This window comes from Promicromonospora sp. Marseille-Q5078, from assembly GCF_050315395.1.
In the GTDB taxonomy this organism is placed as follows: Bacteria; Actinomycetota; Actinomycetes; order Actinomycetales; family Cellulomonadaceae; genus Isoptericola.
Genome location: NZ_JBNPQG010000001.1, coordinates 3,790,604 through 3,811,436, shown reverse-complemented (window position 1 = coordinate 3,811,436; position 20,833 = coordinate 3,790,604). Strand labels below are relative to the sequence as shown.

Sequence of the window (20,833 nt, the reverse complement as noted above, 5' to 3'; positions counted from 1 at the left end):
CCGCACGGTGGCCCGCGTCGACCAGGCGCTCGCGGCGGCCCGCGGCGCCGTCCGCGCGGAGCTCGCCGACCTCGCGCAGGTCGGCGCGTCGGTACAGGTCCGGTCGGGGGGCGGTGCGCTCGGCCCGGGCGGGCTCGTGCTCGTCGCCTGCTCCGGCGGTGCCGACAGCCTGGCGCTGGCGGCGGTGACCGCCACCGAGGCGAGGCGCGTCGGCCGGTCGGTGCGCTCGCCGGGGTACGCCGTGCGGGCGGGGGCGGTCGTCGTGGACCACGGGATGCAGGCGGGCTCCGACGCGGTGGCGGAGACGGCGGCCGCGCGGTGCCGCGCGCTCGGCCTCGACCCGGTGCTGGTGCGGCGCGTGACCGTGGACGCCGGCGCGGGCGGGCCGGAGGGCGCGGCCCGCGACGCCCGGTACGCGGCGCTCGACGCCGCAGCCCGCGAGACGGGCGCCGCCGCCGTCCTGCTCGGCCACACCCTCGACGACCAGGCGGAGTCGGTGCTCCTCGGGCTCGCCCGGGGGAGCGGGGCGCGGTCGCTGGCGGGCATGCCGCGGCGCCGCGGGCTCTACCGGCGGCCCTTCCTCGACCTGCGTCGGGCGCAGACCGAGGCCGTGTGCGCCGCCGTCGGCGTGGAGCACTGGACCGACCCGACCAACCTGCTGCCCGACGACGATGACAGAGCCGCCGCGCCGGCGCGGACGCGCGTGCGCGCCACCGTCGTCCCGGCGCTCGAGGACGCGCTCGGCCCGGGCGTCGTGGAGTCGCTCGGGCGCTCGGCCGGCCAGCTGCGCGACGACGCCGACGCGCTCGACGTGCTGGCGGCCGACCTGCTCGCCGCCGCGACCGTGCCCGTCCCGTCGGTCGAGCCTGTCGAGACCACGGACCGGGTGTCGACGGGCTCGACCAGCGGCGGGGTGTCGACGACGATCGCGCTCGACGCGGAGGCCCTGGCGGCGGCCCCGGCGGCCCTGCGCCGCCGCGCGCTGCGGGCGGCGGCGCTCGCCGTGGGCTGCGCCCCGGGCGCGACGTCGGCGCGGCACGTGGACGCCCTCGACGCCCTCGTCGTCTCGTGGCGTGGGCAGGGATCCGTCCATCTGCCGGGCGACGCTCGCGCGCTCCGCGCGTGTGGCAGGCTCTACCTGCGCGCCGCCGGTCCGGGCCTCTCCCGGTCGGAGCGTTCCCCAGCCCCAACCCCGTCCCTCGAGGAGTGACCGTGGACCAGTCGGACGTCTCAGGCGACCTCGCCAACATCCTGCTCACCGAAGAGCAGATCGGCACCAAGCTCGACGAGATCGCCGCGCAGATCGACGCCGACTACGCGGGCAAGGACCTGCTGCTGGTCGGGGTGCTCAAGGGCGCCGTCATGGTGATGGCGGACCTCGCCCGCCGGCTGCACCACCCCGTGCACATGGACTGGATGGCGGTGTCGTCCTACGGGTCGGGCACCAAGTCGTCCGGCGTGGTGCGCATCCTCAAGGACCTCGACGCCGACCTCACCGGCCGCAACGTGCTGATCGTGGAGGACGTCATCGACTCCGGCCTCACGCTGTCGTGGCTGGTGGCCAACCTCCGCTCCCGCGGCCCGGAGTCCGTGGAGATCGCGACGATGCTGCGCAAGCCCGACGCCGCGAAGGTCGACGTCGACGTGCGCTACGTCGGGTTCGACATCCCCAACGAGTTCGTCGTGGGCTACGGCCTCGACTACGCCGAGAAGTACCGCAACCTGCCGTTCGTCGGCACGCTCGCGCCGCACGTCTACAGCTGACCGGCCGGCGTCGCGCCCTGGGCGAACACCCACGGTTCGTCCACACTCGGCGTGTAGCGTCGTGAACCACACGTTGCCCGACGGAAGGGAAGCGGGGCACCGTCCCCGTCGCCGATGAACATCAAGAAGATCCTGAGCGGCCCGATCATCTGGATCGTGGTCGGCCTGCTGCTCGTGTCGCTGGCCTTCAGCGCGTTCAACACCCAACGGGTGTCGCGGATCGAGACCTCGCAGGGCCTCGAGCTGCTGTCCGGCGACACGGTGGACCACGCCCTGATCGTGGACGGCGAGCAGCGCGTCGAGCTCGAGCTGAGCGAGAAGTACGTCACGGGCGAGGGCACGGACGACGAGCAGGACCACGGCACGAAGGTCGAGTTCTTCTACGTCGAGCCGCAGGGCGACGCGGTCGCGACCGCCGTCGACGGCGCCGACCTGTCCGGCGGGTTCGACTCCGAGGTGCCGCAGCCGAGCTTCTGGAGCTCGATGCTGGGCTTCCTCATCCCGTTCCTCATCATCGGCGTGGTCTTCTGGTTCATCCTGTCCCGGATGCAGGGCGGCGGGAAGAACGGCGTGATGGGCTTCGGCAAGTCCAAGGCCAAGCTCATCAGCAAGGACATGCCGCAGGTCACGTTCGTCGACGTCGCGGGCGTGGACGAGGCGGTCGAGGAGCTCCAGGAGATCAAGGAGTTCCTCGCGGACCCGGCCAAGTTCCAGGCCGTGGGCGCCAAGATCCCGAAGGGCGTGCTGCTCTACGGCCCGCCCGGCACCGGCAAGACGCTGCTCGCGCGCGCCGTGGCCGGCGAGGCCGGGGTGCCGTTCTACTCGATCTCCGGCTCGGACTTCGTCGAGATGTTCGTCGGCGTCGGCGCCTCCCGCGTGCGCGACCTGTTCGAACAGGCCAAGAACAACTCGCCCGCCATCATCTTCGTCGACGAGATCGACGCCGTCGGCCGCCACCGCGGGGCCGGCATGGGCGGCGGGCACGACGAGCGCGAGCAGACCCTGAACCAGATGCTCGTCGAGATGGACGGCTTCGACGTCAAGACGAACGTCATCCTCATCGCGGCCACCAACCGGCCCGACATCCTGGACCCGGCGCTGCTGCGCCCGGGCCGTTTCGACCGCCAGGTCGCCGTCGAGGCGCCGGACCTCAAGGGCCGCGAGCACATCCTCAAGGTGCACGCGCAGGGCAAGCCGATGGTCGAGAGCATCGACCTCGCCGTCGTCGCACGCCGCACCCCCGGCTTCACGGGCGCCGACCTGGCGAACGTGCTCAACGAGGCCGCGCTGCTCACCGCGCGCAGCGGGGCCCAGCTCATCGACGACCGCGCGCTGGACGAGGCGATCGACCGCGTCATCGCCGGCCCGCAGAAGCGCACCCGTGTGATGCAGGTCAAGGAGCAGAAGATCACCGCGTACCACGAGGGCGGTCACGCCCTGGTGGCGGCGGCGATGCGCTACACGGACCCCGTCACCAAGGTGACGATCCTGCCGCGCGGCCGGGCCCTCGGCTACACGATGGTGATGCCGATGGAGGACAAGTACTCCACCACCCGCAACGAGCTGCTCGACCAGCTCGCGTACGCGATGGGCGGCCGCGTGGCCGAGGAGATCGTCTTCCACGACCCGACCACCGGCGCGAGCAACGACATCGAGAAGGCCTCGTCGATCGCCCGCAAGATGGTGACCGAGTACGGCATGAGCGAGAAGGTCGGCGCGATCAAGCTCGGCACCGGCTCGGGCGAGCCGTTCATGGGCCGCGACATGGGCCACCAGCGTGACTACTCCGAGGCCGTGGCGGGCACCGTGGACCACGAGGTCCGCAAGCTCGTCGAGGCGGCGCACGACGAGGCGTGGCAGGTGCTCACCCAGTACCGCGACGTGCTCGACGACCTCGTGCTGCGCCTGCTGGAGAAGGAGACGCTCAACCAGCACGAGCTGGCCGAGGTCTTCGGGCCCGTCGTCAAGCGCGAACCGCGCGACGTGTGGCTCTCCAGCGAGCAGCGCACGGTGCACACCCGCGGCCCGATCATGACCGACGCCGAGCGCGCCGCGTCGAACGGCAACGGGCACTCCGTCGTCCCGCAGGACGAGGCCGCCATCGTCGGCAACGAGAGGGACGTGCAGGAGGCAGGGCCGGGCGTCGGAACCGACTCCGAGCCGCCGGCGGCGGGAGACGGTCGGTGACCGATCCGGTGACGGACCTCGGCATGCGCGCGGCCCGGGACGTGCCGGCGTACGACGCGGCCCGGGCGGAGGCCGCCGTCCGCGAGCTGCTGCTCGCGGTCGGCGAGGACCCGGACCGCGAGGGCCTCAAGGAGACGCCGGCCCGCGTGGCCCGGGCGTACCAGGAGATCTTCGCCGGGCTCCGCCAGGAGCCCGAGGACGTGCTCACCACCACCTTCGACATCGGGCACGAGGAGATGGTGCTGGTGCGCGACATCGAGGTCTACTCGACGTGCGAGCACCACCTCGTGCCGTTCCACGGGGTGGCGCACGTGGGCTACATCCCCAGCGAGTCCGGCCGGATCACGGGCCTCTCCAAGATCGCGCGGCTCGTCGAGGTGTACGCGCGGCGCCCGCAGGTCCAGGAGCGGCTGACGACGCAGGTCGCGGACGCCATGGTGCGCATCCTCGAGCCCCGCGGCGTCCTCGTCGTGGTGGAGTGCGAGCACCTGTGCATGTCGATGCGCGGGGTCCGCAAGCCCGGCTCGCGGACGGTCACGTCGGCCGTGCGGGGCATCATGCAGAGCTCGACCACGCGCGCGGAGGCCATGAGCCTCGTCATGGGGCGCTGAGCGTGCACCCTCGCGACGCGGTGGTCGCCGGGCTGCCGGAGCTGTCGGGCGTCGGCCGCTGCCTGGTGATGGGCGTCGTGAACATCACGCCCGACTCGTTCTCCGACGGTGGCCGGTGGTTCGACGCCGACGCCGGGGTGCAGCACGGGCTCGACCTGCTGGCCGAGGGCGCGGAGATCCTGGACGTCGGGGGCGAGTCGACCCGGCCGGGGGCGGCGCGCGTCGACGAGGCCGAGGAGCTGCGCCGCGTGGTCCCGGTGATCGAGCGGCTCGCGGCGCACGGTGCCGTGGTGTCCGTCGACACGACGCGCGCGTCGGTCGCGGAGGCCGCCGTGGCCGCCGGCGCGCGGATCGTCAACGACGTCTCGGGCAGCTACGCCGACCCCCGCATGGGCCACGTCGTGGCGGACACGGGCGTCGCGTACGTCGCGATGCACTGGCGCGGCCACGCGGACGTCATGGACAGCCTCGAGGTGTACGACGACGTCGTGGCCGAGGTGCGCGACGAGCTCTCGGCCCGCATGGACGCGCTCGTGGCCGTCGGCGTGGGGCCGGAGCAGATCGTCCTCGACCCGGGCCTGGGCTTCTCGAAGGCCGGCGTGCTGAACTGGCCGATCCTGGCCCACCTGGACGCCCTGCACGCCCTCGGCCGCCCGGTCCTCGTGGGGGCGTCGCGCAAGCGCTTCCTCGGGCACCTGCTGGAGGGCACGCGCGGCCTGTCCGCGGACGAGCCCGCGCCGCCGCTCGAGCGGGACGACGCCACCGCCGCGATCTCCGCGCTGTCCGCCGCCGCGGGCGCCTGGGCGGTGCGGGTGCACGCCGTCCGCGCGAGCGCCGACGCCGTCCGTGTCGCGGACGCCTGGACGGAGGCGGCCCGCGACGTGGAGGATGCCGGGATGAACGCACCGGCGCACCGCACCGAAGCCGTGGGTGGAGCAGCAACCGCCGCCGATGAGGAGAGCCTCTCGTGACCTTCGCCGCAGCCGTACCGGGACCGGACGGACAGCCGCTCGACCAGATCCGCCTCGCCGGCGTCACGGCGACCGGCCACCACGGGGTCCTCCCGCACGAGCGCGAGGAGGGCCAGGTCTTCCGCGCGGACGTCGTGCTGCACCTGGACACCCGCGCGGCCGCGTCGTCGGACGACCTCGAACGGACCGTGAGCTACGCCGACGTCGCGCAGGACGTGCACGACGTCCTTGCCGGCTCGCCGGCGGACCTGGTGGAGACCGTCGCCGAGCGCGTCGCGGCCGTCGTGCTGGCCCGCCCGGCGGTCCAGGCCGTCGACGTGCGCGTGCACAAGCCGCAGGCGCCCATCGCCGTGCCGTTCGACGACGTCGAGGTCGTCGTGCGCCGCGACCGGGAGCACCCGCCGGTCGTCCCGGACCCGTCGGTCGAGCCGATCGGGACCACCCCGCCGGTCGAGCCCGTCTCGTCGGTCGAGCCCGTCTCGTCGGTCGCGCCCGTGTCGGCGGTCGCGCCTGTCGAGACCACCGTGTCGTCGGTCGAGCCTGTCGAGACCACGCAGCCCCTCGACGCCACGCCGGCCGAGCCGGTCGAGGCCGTGCTCGCCCTCGGGGCGAACCTCGGCGACGCGCAGGTCACCCTGCGGCAGGCGGTCACCGACGTCGACCGCCTCCCCGGCGTGCAGGTCATGGACGTCTCGCCGCTGGCCCGCACCGCAGCCGTCGGCGGGCCCGAGCAGCCGGACTACCTCAACGCCGTGCTCGTCGTGCGGACCACCCTCTCCCCGCGGGACCTGCTGCGCAGCACCCAGCAGGTCGAGGCGCAGCACGGCCGCGTCCGGGAGGAGCGCTGGGGGCCGCGCACCCTGGACGTCGACATCGTGACGTACGGAGCGCTCGTCGCGAGCGCGCCCGACCTCGAGCTGCCGCACCCGCGCGCCCAGGAGCGTGCGTTCGTGCTGGTGCCGTGGGCCGAGGTGGCGCCCGACGCCGTGCTCGGCGGCCCCGGCGGCGGCCCCGTGGGTCAGCTCGCGGTGACCGCGCCCGACCGGGCGGGCATCCGCTGGCTCGCGCTCGACTGGCTGACCGGGCCGACGCAGAGCACCGGCCAGATCGCCGCCGGCGCGGAGGACGCGATGCCGTCGGTGGCGTCCGCCCCCGTGCCACACCAGGCGCCGCCGGCCCCCGCCGAGCCCTCCGCGTCGCTGCCGCCCACCGCCGGGCCGACCGGTGCCACGCCGTTCGCGCCCGTCGCGCCGCCGGCCGTGGAGCCGCCCGCCGCGCCGGAGCCCCCTCGCGCCGAGCCGCCCCGTCCTGAGCAGCAGCGCCCCGAGCAGTACCGCCCCGAGCCGCCCGCCGCGCCGCAGGCCGGCGCGCCCGGCCTGTTCGGGCAGCAGGAGCCGGACCAGCCCGCGACGCCGCGCCCGTTCGCGGCCGTCCCGTCGGAGCCGACCAGGGCCGCCCCGGTGCCGCCGGCGCCGGAGCCGCCGGTCACGTCGGTGCCGTCCTCGTTCGCGCCGGGTGACACGCCCGACGCCTACGTCCCCGAGCCGTACGCGCCCGTGCAGCACCCGACGCAGCACCCGACGGAGGCGGCCGCGCCGGACGCCTCCGCGCCCGAGCAGTTCGCGCCGGACCAGCAGTACGCGCCCGAGCAGTTCGCGCCGGACCAGCAGTACGCGCCCGAGCAGTACGCCCCCAAGCAGTACACGCCCGAGCCGCTCACGCCGGGACCGGTGCGGCACGAGCCCGTGCCGCCGGCGCCGGACGCGGGCGCCCCCGCCGACGGCCCCGCCCTGCCGGACCCGTTCGCGCCGCACCCGGGCCAGCACCCGTTCCCGGGCCGCCCCGGCCCGCAGGAGCGGTACGAGGAGGACGACCGCTGAGATGCGCCGCACCTCGGTCCGCCTGCTCGCGGTCGTCGCCGCCGCGGTCGCGGTCGGCGGCGCCGGGCTGCTCCGGCTGCTCGAGTCGCGCGGCGTCTACCTGCCGAAGGTCGCGTGGGTGGAGGACGTGGCGATCCTCGCGCTCGCCGGCGCGATCTTCTGGGCGGGCTGGGCGGTGCGCGCCTACCAGAAGGGCGACCGGCCCGACCTGGACCCGCTGCGCGCCGCCCGCACGTTCGTCCTGGCCAAGGCCGGGGCGCTGACCGGAGCGCTGCTCGCCGGCCGGTACGTGGCGAGCGTGCTGGTGGTGCTCGGACAGCTGCAGATCGAGGCGCGCCGCGACCAGGCGGTCGCGGCGGGCATCGCCGCGCTGTGCGCGGTCGTGCTCTGCGTGGTGGGGTTGGTCGTCGAGAAGTTCTGCCAGCTGCCGCCGCCCGACGACGCGGACGGCGGCGACGCGGAGGAGCACGCGGACCCGCTGCCCTCGTGACCGCCTCCCGGCACGCGGTCGGGCGACGTCATCCTTCCGGTCGACCCGCGGCGTCGCGGCCGAGCCGGACGCACGATGTGTCCGGGTTCGGCCCGGATGGAAGGATGGGCCCATGACCAGCATCCCCGCGGGCGCCGACCCGTCGACCACGCGGCAGACCGGTCCCTTCGACCCGCCGGACGTCGCGTGGCAGCGCGTGTCGCCCCGCCTCGTGCCGGCCCGGCTGATCTCGACCACCCTGACCCTCGTCGTGCCGATCGTCGCGGGCGCGGTGCTCGCCGTCCTCGTCTCGCCGTGGTTCTGGCTGCTCGCCGGCGTCCCCGCCGCGCTGCTGCTGTGGGCGGTGCTCCTGGTGCCGCGCCAGGTGCGCGCCATCGGGTACGCGGAGCGGGACGACGACCTGCTCATCCGCAAGGGCATCATGTTCCGCTCGCTCGTCGTCGTCCCCTACGGCCGCATGCAGTACGTGGACGTCGAGGCCGGCCCGCTCGACCGCAAGCTGGGCATCGCCAAGGTGCAGCTCCACACGGCGTCGGCCGGCACGGACGCGGACATCCCGGGCCTGGTGCCCGACGAGGCCGAGCGGCTGCGCGACCGGCTCACCGCGCGGGGCGAGGCGAGGCTGGCGGGCCTGTGAGCGCCTCGATCCCGGACCCGGCGCCGGGCACGGCTCCCGACATCGTCCCGGGCACCCCCGCGGCCACGCCGCCGCCCGGCGCGCGGCGCGACCTGGCGTGGCGGCGCGTGCACCCGGTCACGCCGTTCGTGCGGGGCTGGGCCGCCGTCGTCGCGATCCTCGTCATCGCGGGCCAGCAGGTGCTCGACGACGTGTCGAACGCGATCCGGGCCGCGGGGGAGATCCGCGGCCTGTGGTGGATGGTGCTGCTCGGGGTGGTGGTGCTGGTCGGCATCATCTTCGGGTACGCGGCGCTCGCCTGGCGCATGACGGCGTACGCGGTGGACGACGACGTGGTGCACCTGCGCAAGGGCATCCTGTTCCGGCAGCAGCGGCACGCGCGGCTGGACCGGCTGCAGGCGATCGACGTGCGACAGCCGCTGCTGGCGCGGCTGTTCGGGCTCGCGGAGCTGCGGCTGGAGGTGGCGGGCGGCTCCGACTCGGGCGTCGCCATCGGCTTCCTCAAGGAGGCGGACGCGCAGCACCTGCGCGCGGACCTGCTCGCGCGGGCCGCGGGCGTCAAGTCCGGGCGCAGCGCCCCGTCGGGCGCCGCCGGTTCGTCGGTCGAGCCTGGTTCGTCTGTCGAGCCTGGTTCGTCGGTCGTGCCTGGTTCGTCGGTCGTGCCTGGTTCGTCGGTCGTGCCTGGTTCGTCGGTCGAGCCTGTCGAGACCACCGAGGCAGTCTCGACACGCTCGACCGACGGACCGGCCGACGACGTGGCCCCCGAGGCGCCCGAGCGGACCGTCTACGAGGTGCCGCCCACGCGGCTGCTGCTGTCACTGCTCCGGATGCCGGGCGTCTGGATCGGCGTGCTCGTGCTGGTCGGCATCGGCGTGGCGGTGTTCCTGACCCGCGAGGTCAGCATCCTGTTCTCCGCGCTGCCCGCGATCCTCGGTGTCGGGGGCTACATCTTCCAGCGCTTCGCGGGCGAGTTCGGCTTCCGCGCCGCGCTGTCCCCGGACGGGATCCGGCTGCGCCACGGCCTGCTGGAGACGCGCGCGCAGACCATCCCGCCGGGTCGCGTGCAGGCCGTGTCGCTCACGCAGGGCCCGCTGTGGCGGGGACCCGACTGGTGGCGGGTCAGGGTCAACGTGGCCGGGTACGGCGGCGGCGAGGGACAGTCGGGGGAGCAGCAGCACGTGCTGCTGCCCGTCGGCCCGCGCGAGGAGGCGCTCACCGCCCTGTGGCTGGTGCTGCCCGACCTCCAGGTCGACGACCCGGACGACACGCTCGCGCTGCTCGACGAGGCCCTCACGGGCGACGCCCGCACCGACCGCTGGTTCGTCACGAGCCCGCGCCGGGCGCGGCTGCTCGACCCGTGGAGCTGGCGCCGCAACGGGTACGCGGTGACGGGCCGCGCGCTGCTGGCCCGCGGCGGGCGGTTCGTGCGTCGCCTCGAGGTGGTGCCGCACGAGCGGACGCAGTCCCTCGGGCTCGTGCAAGGGCCCTGGCAGCGCCGGCGCGGGCTGGTGTCGTTCGCGCTGCACTCCACGCCCGGCCCGATCAGCCCGGTCGTCTACCACCTGGCCGAGGACGAGGCGGCGCGCCTGCTCGGCGAGCAGTCCACCCGCGCCCGGGCGGCCCGCGCCCACGCCGGGCCGGAGCGCTGGATGGAGGGCCGGCAGTGAACGCGCCCGACGGCGACCGCCCGCCCTCCGCGCGGCCGGGACGCCTCGGCGTCGGCATCGTCGGCGCCGGCCGCGTGGGCGCCGTCCTCGGCAGCGCGCTGCGCGCGGCGGGGCACACGGTCGTGGGCGCGAGCGGCCTGAGCGAGGAGTCGCGGGAGCGCATCGCGACCCTGCTGCCCGGGGTGCCGCACCTCGAGGTGCAGGAGGTCGTGGAGCGGGCCGAGATGGTGCTGGTCGCGGTGCCCGACGACGCGCTGGCGGACGTCGTGAGCGGGCTCGCGGCCCTCGGGGCGTGGCAGCCCGGACAGCTCGTCGTGCACACCTCGGGCCGGTACGGCGTGGGCGTGCTCGACCCGGCCCGGCGCGCGGGCGCGATCCCGGTGGCGCTGCACCCGGCGATGACGTTCACCGGGACCTCCCTGGACCTGCACCGGCTGGAGGGGTGCACGTTCGCGGTCACCGCCCCCGCGGCGGTCCAGCCGATCGGCCAGGCCCTCGTCGTCGAGGTGGGCGGCGAGCCCGTGGTCGTCGCCGAGGAGGCCCGGGGGCTGTACCACGCGGCCCTCGCGCACGGCGCGAACCACCTGGTGGTGCTCGTGGCGCAGGCCGCGCAGGCGCTCGAGGCCGCCGGCGTCGACCGGCCCGGCCGGGCGCTGGCCCCGCTGCTCACCGCCGCGCTCGACGGCGCGACCCGGTCCGCGGACGTGCGGGACGGCGAGGGCCCGGGGGCGATCACCGCCCTCACCGGGCCCGTGTCGCGCGGCGACGTCGGCACGGTGCGCGCGCACCTCGACGCGCTGCGGGCCCTCGCCGCGGAGACCGGCGCCACCGACGTCCCCGCCGCGTACACCGAGCTGGCCCGCGGTGCCACGAGCCGCGCGCTCGCCGCGCACCGCATCGACGACCGCGCGGCCCGCGCCCTGCTCGACACGCTGAACCCGCCGCCGCCCGGCAGGCCGGTCGAGCCCGGTCCGCCGGTCGAGCCTGGTCCGCCGGTCGAGCCTGTCGAGCCTGTCGAGACCCAGGACCCCCCCGACGACCCCCACGAGGAGCACCCGTGACCGACGACCGCCCGACCCCGGAGGGCACGGCGACGACGCCCGCCGTCGTGCGCACCCGGGTCGACCTGCACGACGCCATGGGCGCGTGGACGCTGTCCGGGCCGGAGCCCACCGACCGGCGGGCCGTCGTCATGACGATGGGCGCCCTGCACGACGGACACCTGCAGCTGGTGCGCAGCGCTCGCGACGCCGCCGGGCCCACCGGCCAGGTGGTGGTGACGATCTTCGTCAACCCGCTGCAGTTCGGGGCGGGGGAGGACCTCGACAGGTACCCGCGCGACCTCGACGGGGACGTCGCGAAGCTGGCGAGCGTGGGCGCGGACCTGGTCTTCGCGCCCACGCCCGACGTCGTCTACCCCGACGGGGACCCGATCGTGCGGGTGTCGGCGGGCCGGATCGGCGAGGTGCTCGAGGGCGAGTCGCGGCCGGGCCACCTGGACGGCGTGCTCACCGTGGTGCTCAAGCTCATGCATCTCACCCGTCCCGACGTCGCCCTCTTCGGCGAGAAGGACGCGCAGCAGCTGCTCGCCGTGCGCCGCATGGTGCGGGACCTGGACCTCGACCTGGAGGTCCTCGGCGTGCCGATCGTGCGGGAGCCGGACGGCCTCGCGATGTCGTCGCGCAACGCATACCTGACGGACGACCAGCGGGCGGCGGCGGTCGCGCTCTCCCGGGCGATGCGGGCCGGGGCGGAGGCGGCCGACGGCGGGGCGCCCGCGGTGCTGGAGGCCGCGTCGGGAATCCTCGACGGGGCCTCCGGCGTTGAGGTGGATTACCTCGCTCTCGTCGACCCGACTACCGTGGAGCCGGTGCCCGCGGACTTCCGCGGCTCCGCCCTGCTGCTCGTGGCGGCGGGCGTGGGCACCACCCGACTCATCGACAACCAGGCCGTGGACCTCGCCGACAGCGAGGATCCACAGGAGAGACGCCCGTGACCGAGAACGTGACCGAGAACGCCGAGCGCCCGGAGCGCTCGGTGCGCCGCCGTCCCGCCTCCCTGCAGCGGCCGATGATGATCGGCAAGATCCACCGCGCCACCGTCACGCAGGCGGACCTGCACTACGTGGGGTCGATCACCATCGACGCCGACCTGCTCGACGGCGCGGACCTGTACCCCGGGCAGCAGGTCGACGTGGTGGACGTCACCAACGGCGCCCGCCTCACGACCTACGTCATCCCCGGCGAGCGGGGCGGCCGCCAGGTGAGCATCAACGGCGCCGCCGCGCACCTCGTGCACCCGGGCGACACCGTCATCGTCATCGCCTACGGCATGCTGTCCGACGCCGACGCGCGCACGTACTCCCCGGCCGTCGTCTTCGTCGACCCGGACAACCGGGTGGTCGAGCTCGACGACGACCCGGGCCAGGTGCCGGACGGCTTCGGGCTGGAGTCCAGCGGGCTGCCCTTCGCGGCCGTCCGGTGACACCGGCCGCCCTGGACGCCGTCGGGCCCCGGCGGTGACGCCGCCGCGGCTCGCCCGCGCCCTCGCCGCCCCCGCACCCGGTTGGACGACCACCGCCGACGCGATCGTCGTGGGCACCGGCATCGCCGGGCTGACCGCCGCCCTGGAGCTGCGCTCGCGCGTGCCGCGCGTGCTGCTGGTCACGAAGGGGGCGCTGTCGTCGGGCTCCACGGTGTGGGCGCAGGGCGGCATCGCGGCGGCACTGCACCCGGACGACACCCCCGACGCGCACCTCACGGACACGCTCGCCGCCGGGGGCGGCCTGAGCGATCCGGAGGCCGTGCGGGTGCTCGTCACGGAGGGCCCGGACCGGGTGCGCGAGCTCGTGGCGCGCGGCACGGCGTTCGACGTCGGGCCGGACGGCGGCATCGCGCTGACCCGCGAGGGCGGCCACCGCGCCGACCGGATCGCGCACGCCGGCGGCGACGCGACCGGCGCGGAGATCTCCCGCGCGCTCGTGGCGCAGATCGAGGCCGTGCGCGACGACCCGGGCATCGAGGTGCTGGAGAACGCGCTCGTGCTCGACGTCCTCACCGGCGCGCCGGGGCCGGACGGGCGCCGACCGGCCGCGGGCGTGACCCTGCACGTGCGCGGCGCGGGCAGCCGCGACGGCGTGGGGGCGGCGCTGGCGCCGGTCGTGGTGCTGGCCACGGGCGGCATCGGCCAGGTCTTCCGCGCGTCGACCAACCCGCCCGGTGCCACGGGCGACGGCATCGCGGCGGCGCTGCGCGCGGGCGCCGCCGTGGGCGACCTCGAGTTCGTGCAGTTCCACCCGACCGTGCTCTGGCGCGGGCTGGGCGCCAAGGGGCAGCAGCCGCTCATCAGCGAGGCGGTCCGGGGCGAGGGCGCGCTGCTGCTCGACGTCGACGGGTACCGCTTCATGCCGCGCGAGCACGAGCTGGCCGAGCTGGCCCCGCGCGACGTCGTCGCGCACGCCATCGTGCGGCGCATGGCCGCCACGAACGCCGACCACGTGCTGCTGGACGCCCGGCACCTGGGCGCGGGCTTCCTGCGCCGCCGCTTCCCGAGCATCACCGCGCGCCTCGTGGCGCAGGGCATCGACTGGACCGAGGAGCCGGTGCCGGTGGCTCCGGCCCAGCACTACCACTCGGGCGGCGTCGTGACGGACGCCCGCGGCCGCACCTCGGTGCCCGGCCTGTACGCCGTCGGGGAGGTCGCGTGCACGGGCGTGCACGGTGCCAACCGCCTGGCGTCGAACTCGCTGCTGGAGGGGCTGGTCTTCGCGCACCGTGCGGCCCGCGACGTCGCCCGGCGGGTGGACGACGGCGAGCTGCGGCGCGCCCCCGACCCGCAGGAGCGGCCCGGCCCGGCGGCGCTGGTCGCGTCCGCGGCCCGCTCCCGCGTCCAGCGCGCGACGTCGGAGGGCGCCGGCCCGGTGCGGTCGGCCCAGTCCCTGGAGCGTGCCGCGGCGGTGCTGGCGGGCGTGCGGTCGGACGCCCACCGCGCCCACGACGTCGTCGCCGACCCGCAGGTCGCCGAGTGGGAGACCACCACCGTGCACCAGGTCGCGAGCGCGCTCGTGCACGCGGCGTGGCTGCGCGAGGAGTCCCGGGGCGGCCACTTCCGCACCGACTTCCCCGCGCCCGGCCCCGCCTGGCAGCAGCGCGTCGTCCTCGCCCTCGACGACGACGGCGCCCTCACCCCCGTGAGAGAGAGAAGGGCCTCGCCGAGATAGAGAGGGGACGGGCCGGAGCCTGCTCCGGTCCGTCCCCTCTCTATCTCGGCGAGGCCCTTCTCTCTCTCACGCATGGGCGACCGCGCGGGCGGTAGCGTTGCGCCCCGTGAGCGCGACCGACCTGCACCGTGACCTGCCGACCCACGACCGCCCGTCCGCCGTCGAGCCCGGGCTGGACGACGCGTGGGTCGCCCGCACGGTCGAGGTCGCCCTCGACGAGGACCTCGGGCCCGCGCCGGGCCGGGACGTCACCACGCAGGCCACGGTCCCGGCGTCCGCGACCGGGACGGCCGACGTCGTGGCGCGCGCGGCGGGCACGGTCGCGGGGCTCGTCGTGGTGGAGGAGACCCTGCGGCAGGTCGCGGTCCGCCTCGGCCTCCCGGCACCCGCCGTGACGTTCCACGCCCAGGACGGCGACGCCGTCGTGCGCGGGCAGGTGCTGGCCGCCCTCGCGGGCCCGGTGCAGGTGCTGCTCGTCGCGGAGCGCACGCTCCTCAACCTTGCCTCGCGCGCGTCCGGCGTCGCGACGGCGACGGCGGCGTGGTCGCGCGAGCTGGCGGGCACGGGCGCGCAGGTGCTCGACACCCGCAAGACGACGCCGGGCCTGCGGGCCCTGGAGAAGTACGCCGTGCGCGCGGGCGGCGGCACCAACAAGCGCATGGGCCTGCACGACGTCGCGATGGTCAAGGACAACCACGTCGTCGCCGCCGGCTCCGTGCGCAGCGCGATCGACTCCGTCCGGCGCGCGTTCCCCGACGTGCTGGTGCAGGTCGAGGCCGACACCGCCGCGCAGGCGATGGAGGCCCTCGACGCCGGCGCCGACTTCCTCCTGCTCGACAACATGCCCACGCCGGCGCTCGCCGCCGCCGTGGCCGCCGTCCGCGAGCGGCAGGGGCGCGACGGCGTGCCCGCGCACGTGGAGCTCGAGGCCACCGGCAACCTCACCCTCGACCGCGCGCGCGAGGTGGCCGGCACGGGCGTCGACTTCCTGTCCGTGGGGGCGCTCACGCACTCCGCCCCGATCCTCGACCTGGCGCTCGACCTGCGCCCCGGGCTCTAGCGCCGTCTCGCGGGGGGTGGTGTCCACCCGCGGGCGAGTGTGAGGTGCGTCGCCCGTAGAATCGTGGGGTGACCTCCCCGCAGAACCCCGCCTCCGCCGTGCCTCCCGTCAACCCCTCGACGGACACGGACGACCTCCCGGAGCAGATGCGCGTGCGCCGGGAGAAGCGCGACCGGCTGCTCGAGCAGGGCGTGGAGCCCTACCCGGTCAGCCTGCCGGTCACCCACTCGATCGCCGCGGTCCGGGAGGGGTACGAGCACCTCGAGGCGGGGCAGGAGACCGACGACGTCGTCGGCGTCGCCGGCCGCGTCGTGTTCCTCCGCAACACCGGCAAGCTGTGCTTCGTCACCCTCCAGGACGGCGAGGGGCACCGCCTGCAGGCGATGCTCAGCCTGAAGGAGGTCGGCGAGGAGTCGTTGGCCGCGTTCAAGACGGACGTCGACCTGGGCGACCACCTGTTCGTGCACGGTCGCGTGGGCGCGTCGCGCCGCGGCGAGCTGAGCGTGTTCGCCGACTCGTGGCAGCTGGCGTCCAAGGCGCTGCGCCCGCTGCCGGTGCTGCACAAGGACCTGTCGGAGGAGGCCCGCGTCCGCCAGCGGTACGTCGACCTCATCGCGCGCCCCGCGGCCCGCGAGATGGTCCGGACCCGCGCCGGCGTCACGCGCTCGCTGCGCGACAACTTCCACGGTCGTGGATTCCTCGAGATCGAGACGCCGATGCTGCAGACGGTGGCGTCGGGGGCGTCCGCGCGGCCCTTCCGCACGCACATGAATGCCTACGACATCGAGCTCTTCATGCGTATCGCCCCGGAGCTCTTCCTCAAGCGTGCGGTCGTGGGCGGTGTCGAGAAGGTTTTCGAGATCAATCGTAATTTCCGGAACGAGGGCGCCGACTCCACGCACTCCCCGGAGTTCGCGATGCTCGAGGCCTATGAGGCGTACGGCGACTACAACACGATCGGCGCCCTCACCCAGGATCTCGTGCAGACCGCGGCCCTCGACGTTCTCGGCACCACGGTCGTGACCCTTCCCGACGGCGAGGAGTACGACCTCGGCGGCGAATGGACGCAGCTCACCATGTACGGCTCGCTCTCCGAGGCGATCGGCGAGGAGATCACGCCCGAGACCACCGTGGAGCACCTCGTCGTGCTGGCCGAGAAGGCCGAGATCTCGGTGGACCTGAAGAAGACCAACCACGGCAAGCTCGTCGAGGAGCTCTGGGAGCACCACGTGGGCGACGGGCTGTACGCGCCGACGTTCGTGCGCGACTTCCCCGTGGAAACGTCGCCGCTGGTGCGCGCGCACCGCACGGTGCCCGGCCAGGTGGAGAAGTGGGACCTGTACGTGCGCGGCTTCGAGCTCGCCACGGGGTACTCCGAGCTGGTGGACCCGGTGGTGCAGCGGCAGCGCTTCGAGGCGCAGGCCGTGCTCGCCGCGGCCGGCGACGACGAGGCGATGGCCCTCGACGAGGACTTCCTCACCGCGATGGAGCACGCGATGCCGCCGTCGGGCGGGATGGGCATGGGCCTCGACCGGCTCCTCATGGCGCTCACGGGTCTGGGAATCCGCGAGACCATCCTTTTCCCGCTCGTCAAGCCGACGGCCTGAACGAAAGACAGCACATGAATACTTTTCTCGCGATCCTGGCGGGCCTCGTCCCGTCCGTCGGCGTCGGCCTGCTGTTCTGGCTCGCGATGCGCAAGATCATGCACGCCGACCGGAACGAGCGGCTCGCGCTCGAGAAGTTGGACGCCGAGCAGGCGGCGGCCGAGGCGAAAACGCGCTGATTGTTTGTGGTCCATTCGAGCTTACAGCGATTCGTATTGACATTCCGGTGAGAACGAAGCATTCTCGGCGATGACCGAGTTTTCGTGACCGGAAGGCATTCACGTGGTTCAGAAGCAGCAGATCGTCCTGATCGACGATATCGACGGGAGCGACGCGGACGAGACCGTCACGTTCGCGCTCGACGGCGTCTCCTACGAGATCGACCTCACGTCGAAGCACGCGGCCGAGCTCCGGGACGCGTTCGCCACCTGGATCGCGCACGGTCGGAAGACCAGCGCGCGGCTCGGCGGCACCCGCAGCACCGCGCGCCGCACCGGCACGGACCGCGCGCAGCTCGCCAAGGTCCGCGAGTGGGCCCGCGACAACGGGCACAAGGTGAGCGACCGCGGCCGCATCCCGGGCTCGGTCCTCGCCGCCTACGAGGCCGCGCACTGACACATCCGTCGGTCGAGCCTGTCGAAACCACGGCATCGCTGGTTGAGCTTGTCGAAACCCTGTGACGGGTTTCGACAAGCTCAACCAACGATGGGGTGGTATCGGCGGGCTCCTCCGCTGCTCGGCGCGGTCATAGGCTGGTGCCATGACAGCACGGGACGCACGGACGCAGCTCTGGGTCGGCACCTACCCGAAGCCGGGCACGGCGGCCGGCAGCGGGGAGAGCGTCTGGCGCGTCGCGCTCGACCCGGCCGACGGGTCCGTCGCCTCGGCCGTCCCGGCGGCGGCGACGCCGGCCCCCACCTTCCTCGCGGTGCACCCGTCGGGGCGCACGCTCTACGCCGTGGGGGAGATGCCCGGGGGGACGCTCACGGCGTTCCGGGTCGAGGACGGGGACGACGGCGTCGCAACGCTCGCGCCGTCGGGCGCGCTGGCGTCCGGGGGCGACGATCCGTGCCACGTGCTGGCCCGCGACGGCGTCGTGTGGGTGGCGAACTACGGCGACGGGGTCGCGGCGTCCGTGGCGGTCGACGAGGCCACGGGCGACCTCGCCGCCGACGGCGTCGTCACCCACCCGGGGGTGGGGACCGGGCCCGTCGTCGAGCGCCAGGCCGGGCCGCACGCGCACTTCGTGGCCGCCGCCGGCGCCGACGTGCTGGTGTGCGACCTCGGCGCGGACGTCGTCCGGCGCTACCCCGCCGTCGGGACGGATGCCGCGGCCGCGGGCGACGTCGCCGCCGTCCTGCCGCCCGGCACCGGCCCGCGGCACCTCGTCACGCTGGCCGACGGGTCGCTGGTCGTGGTGGGCGAGCTCGACGCCCGCGCGCACCTGCTGGTGCGCGACGGCGACGGGTGGACGGCCGCGGCCGCGGTGCCGATCTCACCGGCCGCGGAGGCGGGCAAGGACTTCCCGTCCCACGTGACCCTGAGCGCCGACGGCGCCCGGCTCCACGTCGGGGTGCGCGGGGTGGACGTGCTGGCGGTGCTCCGGGTGAGCCTGCCCGACGGCGGGCACCCCGTCCTCGAGCACCTCGCGGACGTGCCGCTCGGCGAGGGCACCTGGCCGCGCCACCACGCCGTCCTCGCGTCCACGGACGGCGGAGCGGAGACCGTGGTCGTGGCGCTCCAGGACTCGAGCGAGCTGGGGACGGTGCGCCTCGACCCCGCGACCGGCCGCGGCGAGGTCGTCGCCCGGTACCCCCTGCCCACCCCACCCGCCTGCGTGCTGGAGTCCTGATGACCAGCCCCGAGGACGCCGGACGGCCGGGCCCGCGCGTGGCGATGCTGTCGGTGCACACGTCGCCCCTGGACCAGCCCGGCACCGGGGACGCGGGCGGCATGAACGTCTACGTGCTGGAGCTCGCCCGCGCCCTGGCCCGCCGCGGGGCCGAGATCGAGATCTTCACGCGCGCCACGACGTCCGCCCAGCCGCGGTGCGTCGACGTGGAGCCCGGCATCCGGGTGGTGCACGTGGCCGCCGGCCCGTACGAGGGGCTCGACAAGAACGACCTGCCGGGCCAGCTGTGCGCGTTCACCGCGGGCGTGCTGCGGGCCGAGGCGCACCGCCCGCCGCACTGGTACGACGTCGTGCACAGCCACTACTGGCTGTCCGGGCAGGTCGGGTGGCTGGCCGCCGAGCGCTGGGACGTGCCCCTCGTGCACACCATGCACACGATGGCGCGCGTGAAGAACGCCGCGCTGGCGCCGGGCGACGCGCTGGAGCCGATCGGCCGGGTCGTGGGGGAGGAGCAGGTGGTCGAGGCAGCCGACGGGCTCGTCGCCTCCACCCGCGAGGAGGCCCACGACCTGGAGCAGGAGTACCGCGCCGACCCGGACCGCGTGCACGTCGTCGCGCCGGGCGTCGACCTCGAGGTCTTCCGGCCCCTCGAGCCCGCCCCCGGGCCGGACGCCGACGACGCGCGGCGCGCGCTGCGCGAGCGGCTCGGCCTGCCCGTCGACCGGAAGATCGTGCTGTTCGCGGGCCGCGTCCAGCTCCTCAAGGGCCCCGACGTGCTGGTCCGCGCGCTCGGCGTGCTGGCCGACCATGCCAGCACCGGCGACGCCACCGAGCCCGAGGCGTGGTGCGACGGCGGCGGGTCGCGCGTCCCGACGCTGGTCGTGCTGGGCGGGGCGAGCGGCCGCGCGACGGCGGTCCGCGAGCTCGAGGCCCTGGCCCACCAGGCAGGAGTCACCGACCACCTCGTCGTGCGGCCGCCGGTGCCCCGGGAGGAGCTGGTCGACTACCTGCGCGCGGCGGACGTCGTCGCGGTGCCGTCGCACAACGAGTCGTTCGGGCTCGTCGCGGCCGAGGCGCAGGCGGCCGGCACCCCCGTGGTCGCGGCGGCCGTGGGCGGGCTGCAGACGGTCGTGGTGGACGGCGTGTCCGGCGTCCTCGTGCCCGACCACAGCCCGTGGACGTGGGCGCGCGAGCTGGGCGACCTCCTGGCCGACGACGAGCGGCGCGCCCGCCTCGCCGCGGGCGCGCGCCGGGCGAGCGAGCGCTTCAGCTGGGACCGCGCCGCCGCGGGCATGCTCGACGTCTACGCGCAGGCCGCGAAGGTGCACCGCGCCCGCTCGCCGAGGTAGTTCGGATCGCGCCGAGGTCGTTCCGGGAATGGATCGCCCGGGCATGTGATTGCACCGTGCATGCCGATCACCGGAGAGTACGCACCCAGCCCGTCCGCCCGAGCCGCCGACCAGGTGGAGCTGTACGAGTCGTCGGGCGGCACGAAGGGCACGACGATGCGCGGCATGCCGGTCGTCGTCCTCACGACCGTCGGGGCGAGGTCGGGCAAGCTCCGCAAGACCCCGCTCATGCGCGTCGAGCACGAGGGCACGTACGCCGTCGTCGCCTCGCTGGGCGGCGCCCCGAAGCACCCGGTCTGGTACTACAACGTCGTCGCGAACCCGAAGGTCGAACTGCAGGACGGCCCGGAGACGCACGAGTACGTCGCCCGCGAGGTCACGGGCGACGAGAAGGCCCTGTGGTGGGAGCGGTCCGTGGCCGCGTACCCCGACTACGCCGACTACCAGGCGAAGACCGACCGCCAGATCCCGGTCTTCGTGCTGGAGCGCGTGGACGCCTGACCCGACGCGGGACGGTGGGCGCCCGAGCCGGACGCCCA

20 protein-coding genes are annotated in these 20,833 nt (G+C 75.0%); all 20 read left to right on the top strand.

Annotated features, from left to right (window positions below; translation table 11 throughout):
* The first annotated feature begins 7 nt into the window (after window positions 1-7).
* On the top strand, window positions 8-1,210 hold the full coding sequence (gene tilS, locus ACQFYA_RS17525; protein ID WP_499126287.1) for a tRNA lysidine(34) synthetase TilS: 1,203 nt from the start codon (window positions 8-10) through the stop codon (window positions 1,208-1,210).
* 2 nt (window positions 1,211-1,212) lie between these two features.
* Window positions 1,213-1,764: a hypoxanthine phosphoribosyltransferase gene (gene hpt / locus ACQFYA_RS17520; RefSeq protein WP_499126285.1), complete on the top strand. Its 552-nt coding sequence runs from the start codon at window positions 1,213-1,215 to the stop codon at window positions 1,762-1,764.
* A 114-nt stretch (window positions 1,765-1,878) separates the two neighbouring features.
* A complete protein-coding gene (gene ftsH / locus ACQFYA_RS17515) occupies window positions 1,879-3,951 on the top strand; it encodes an ATP-dependent zinc metalloprotease FtsH (protein ID WP_499126283.1) in 2,073 nt (690 codons plus the stop codon).
* 23 nt (window positions 3,952-3,974) lie between these two features.
* Window positions 3,975-4,562 carry a GTP cyclohydrolase I FolE gene (gene folE / locus ACQFYA_RS17510; protein WP_499127593.1) on the top strand — a complete coding sequence of 196 codons (588 nt, stop codon included), beginning with the start codon at window positions 3,975-3,977 and terminating at the stop codon, window positions 4,560-4,562.
* Window positions 4,563-4,564: 2 nt separating this feature from the next.
* The gene (folP, locus tag ACQFYA_RS17505; protein ID WP_499126282.1) at window positions 4,565-5,533 is read left to right on the top strand and encodes a dihydropteroate synthase; all 969 of its coding nucleotides are present in this window, start codon (window positions 4,565-4,567) and stop codon (window positions 5,531-5,533) included.
* Entirely contained in the window at window positions 5,530-7,413 is a 1,884-nt protein-coding gene (gene folK / locus ACQFYA_RS17500) for a 2-amino-4-hydroxy-6-hydroxymethyldihydropteridine diphosphokinase (RefSeq protein ID WP_499126280.1), read from the top strand. Before folP ends, folK begins: the two co-directional genes overlap by 4 nt.
* A 1-nt stretch (window position 7,414) precedes the next feature.
* On the top strand, window positions 7,415-7,903 hold the full coding sequence (locus tag ACQFYA_RS17495) for a DUF3180 domain-containing protein (RefSeq protein WP_499126278.1): 489 nt from the start codon (window positions 7,415-7,417) through the stop codon (window positions 7,901-7,903).
* Between the two features lie 112 nt (window positions 7,904-8,015).
* Window positions 8,016-8,540, top strand: a complete 525-nt coding sequence (locus tag ACQFYA_RS17490; RefSeq protein ID WP_499126276.1) for a PH domain-containing protein — start codon at window positions 8,016-8,018, stop codon at window positions 8,538-8,540.
* Entirely contained in the window at window positions 8,537-10,207 is a 1,671-nt protein-coding gene (locus ACQFYA_RS17485; protein WP_499126275.1) for a PH domain-containing protein, read from the top strand. The genes ACQFYA_RS17490 and ACQFYA_RS17485 overlap by 4 nt, the downstream gene beginning before the upstream one ends.
* Window positions 10,204-11,268, top strand: coding sequence for a Rossmann-like and DUF2520 domain-containing protein (locus ACQFYA_RS17480; RefSeq protein WP_499126273.1), 1,065 nt, complete (start codon window positions 10,204-10,206; stop codon window positions 11,266-11,268). Before ACQFYA_RS17485 ends, ACQFYA_RS17480 begins: the two co-directional genes overlap by 4 nt.
* Window positions 11,269-11,345: 77 nt before the next feature.
* Entirely contained in the window at window positions 11,346-12,203 is an 858-nt protein-coding gene (gene panC / locus ACQFYA_RS17475; RefSeq protein ID WP_499127591.1) for a pantoate--beta-alanine ligase, read from the top strand.
* Between the two features lie 74 nt (window positions 12,204-12,277).
* A complete protein-coding gene (panD, locus tag ACQFYA_RS17470) occupies window positions 12,278-12,691 on the top strand; it encodes an aspartate 1-decarboxylase (RefSeq protein WP_499127589.1) in 414 nt (137 codons plus the stop codon).
* A 34-nt stretch (window positions 12,692-12,725) separates the two neighbouring features.
* Entirely contained in the window at window positions 12,726-14,426 is a 1,701-nt protein-coding gene (locus ACQFYA_RS17465) for an L-aspartate oxidase (protein WP_499126271.1), read from the top strand.
* 106 nt (window positions 14,427-14,532) lie between these two features.
* Window positions 14,533-15,486, top strand: a complete 954-nt coding sequence (gene nadC, locus ACQFYA_RS17460; RefSeq protein ID WP_499126269.1) for a carboxylating nicotinate-nucleotide diphosphorylase — start codon at window positions 14,533-14,535, stop codon at window positions 15,484-15,486.
* A 68-nt stretch (window positions 15,487-15,554) separates the two neighbouring features.
* Window positions 15,555-17,093, top strand: a complete 1,539-nt coding sequence (gene lysS, locus ACQFYA_RS17455; protein WP_499126267.1) for a lysine--tRNA ligase — start codon at window positions 15,555-15,557, stop codon at window positions 17,091-17,093.
* Between the two features lie 14 nt (window positions 17,094-17,107).
* A complete protein-coding gene (locus tag ACQFYA_RS17450; RefSeq protein WP_499126265.1) occupies window positions 17,108-17,272 on the top strand; it encodes a hypothetical protein in 165 nt (54 codons plus the stop codon).
* Window positions 17,273-17,375: 103 nt separating this feature from the next.
* Entirely contained in the window at window positions 17,376-17,708 is a 333-nt protein-coding gene (locus ACQFYA_RS17445) for a histone-like nucleoid-structuring protein Lsr2 (protein ID WP_499126263.1), read from the top strand.
* 145 nt (window positions 17,709-17,853) lie between these two features.
* Window positions 17,854-18,945 carry a lactonase family protein gene (locus ACQFYA_RS17440; protein WP_499126262.1) on the top strand — a complete coding sequence of 364 codons (1,092 nt, stop codon included), beginning with the start codon at window positions 17,854-17,856 and terminating at the stop codon, window positions 18,943-18,945.
* Complete coding sequence (gene mshA / locus ACQFYA_RS17435; protein ID WP_499126260.1) at window positions 18,945-20,294, top strand: D-inositol-3-phosphate glycosyltransferase; 1,350 nt, start codon at window positions 18,945-18,947, stop codon at window positions 20,292-20,294. The genes ACQFYA_RS17440 and mshA overlap by 1 nt, the downstream gene beginning before the upstream one ends.
* Window positions 20,295-20,354: 60 nt before the next feature.
* Window positions 20,355-20,795: a nitroreductase family deazaflavin-dependent oxidoreductase gene (locus ACQFYA_RS17430; RefSeq protein ID WP_499126258.1), complete on the top strand. Its 441-nt coding sequence runs from the start codon at window positions 20,355-20,357 to the stop codon at window positions 20,793-20,795.
* The last annotated feature ends 38 nt before the right edge of the window (window positions 20,796-20,833 follow it).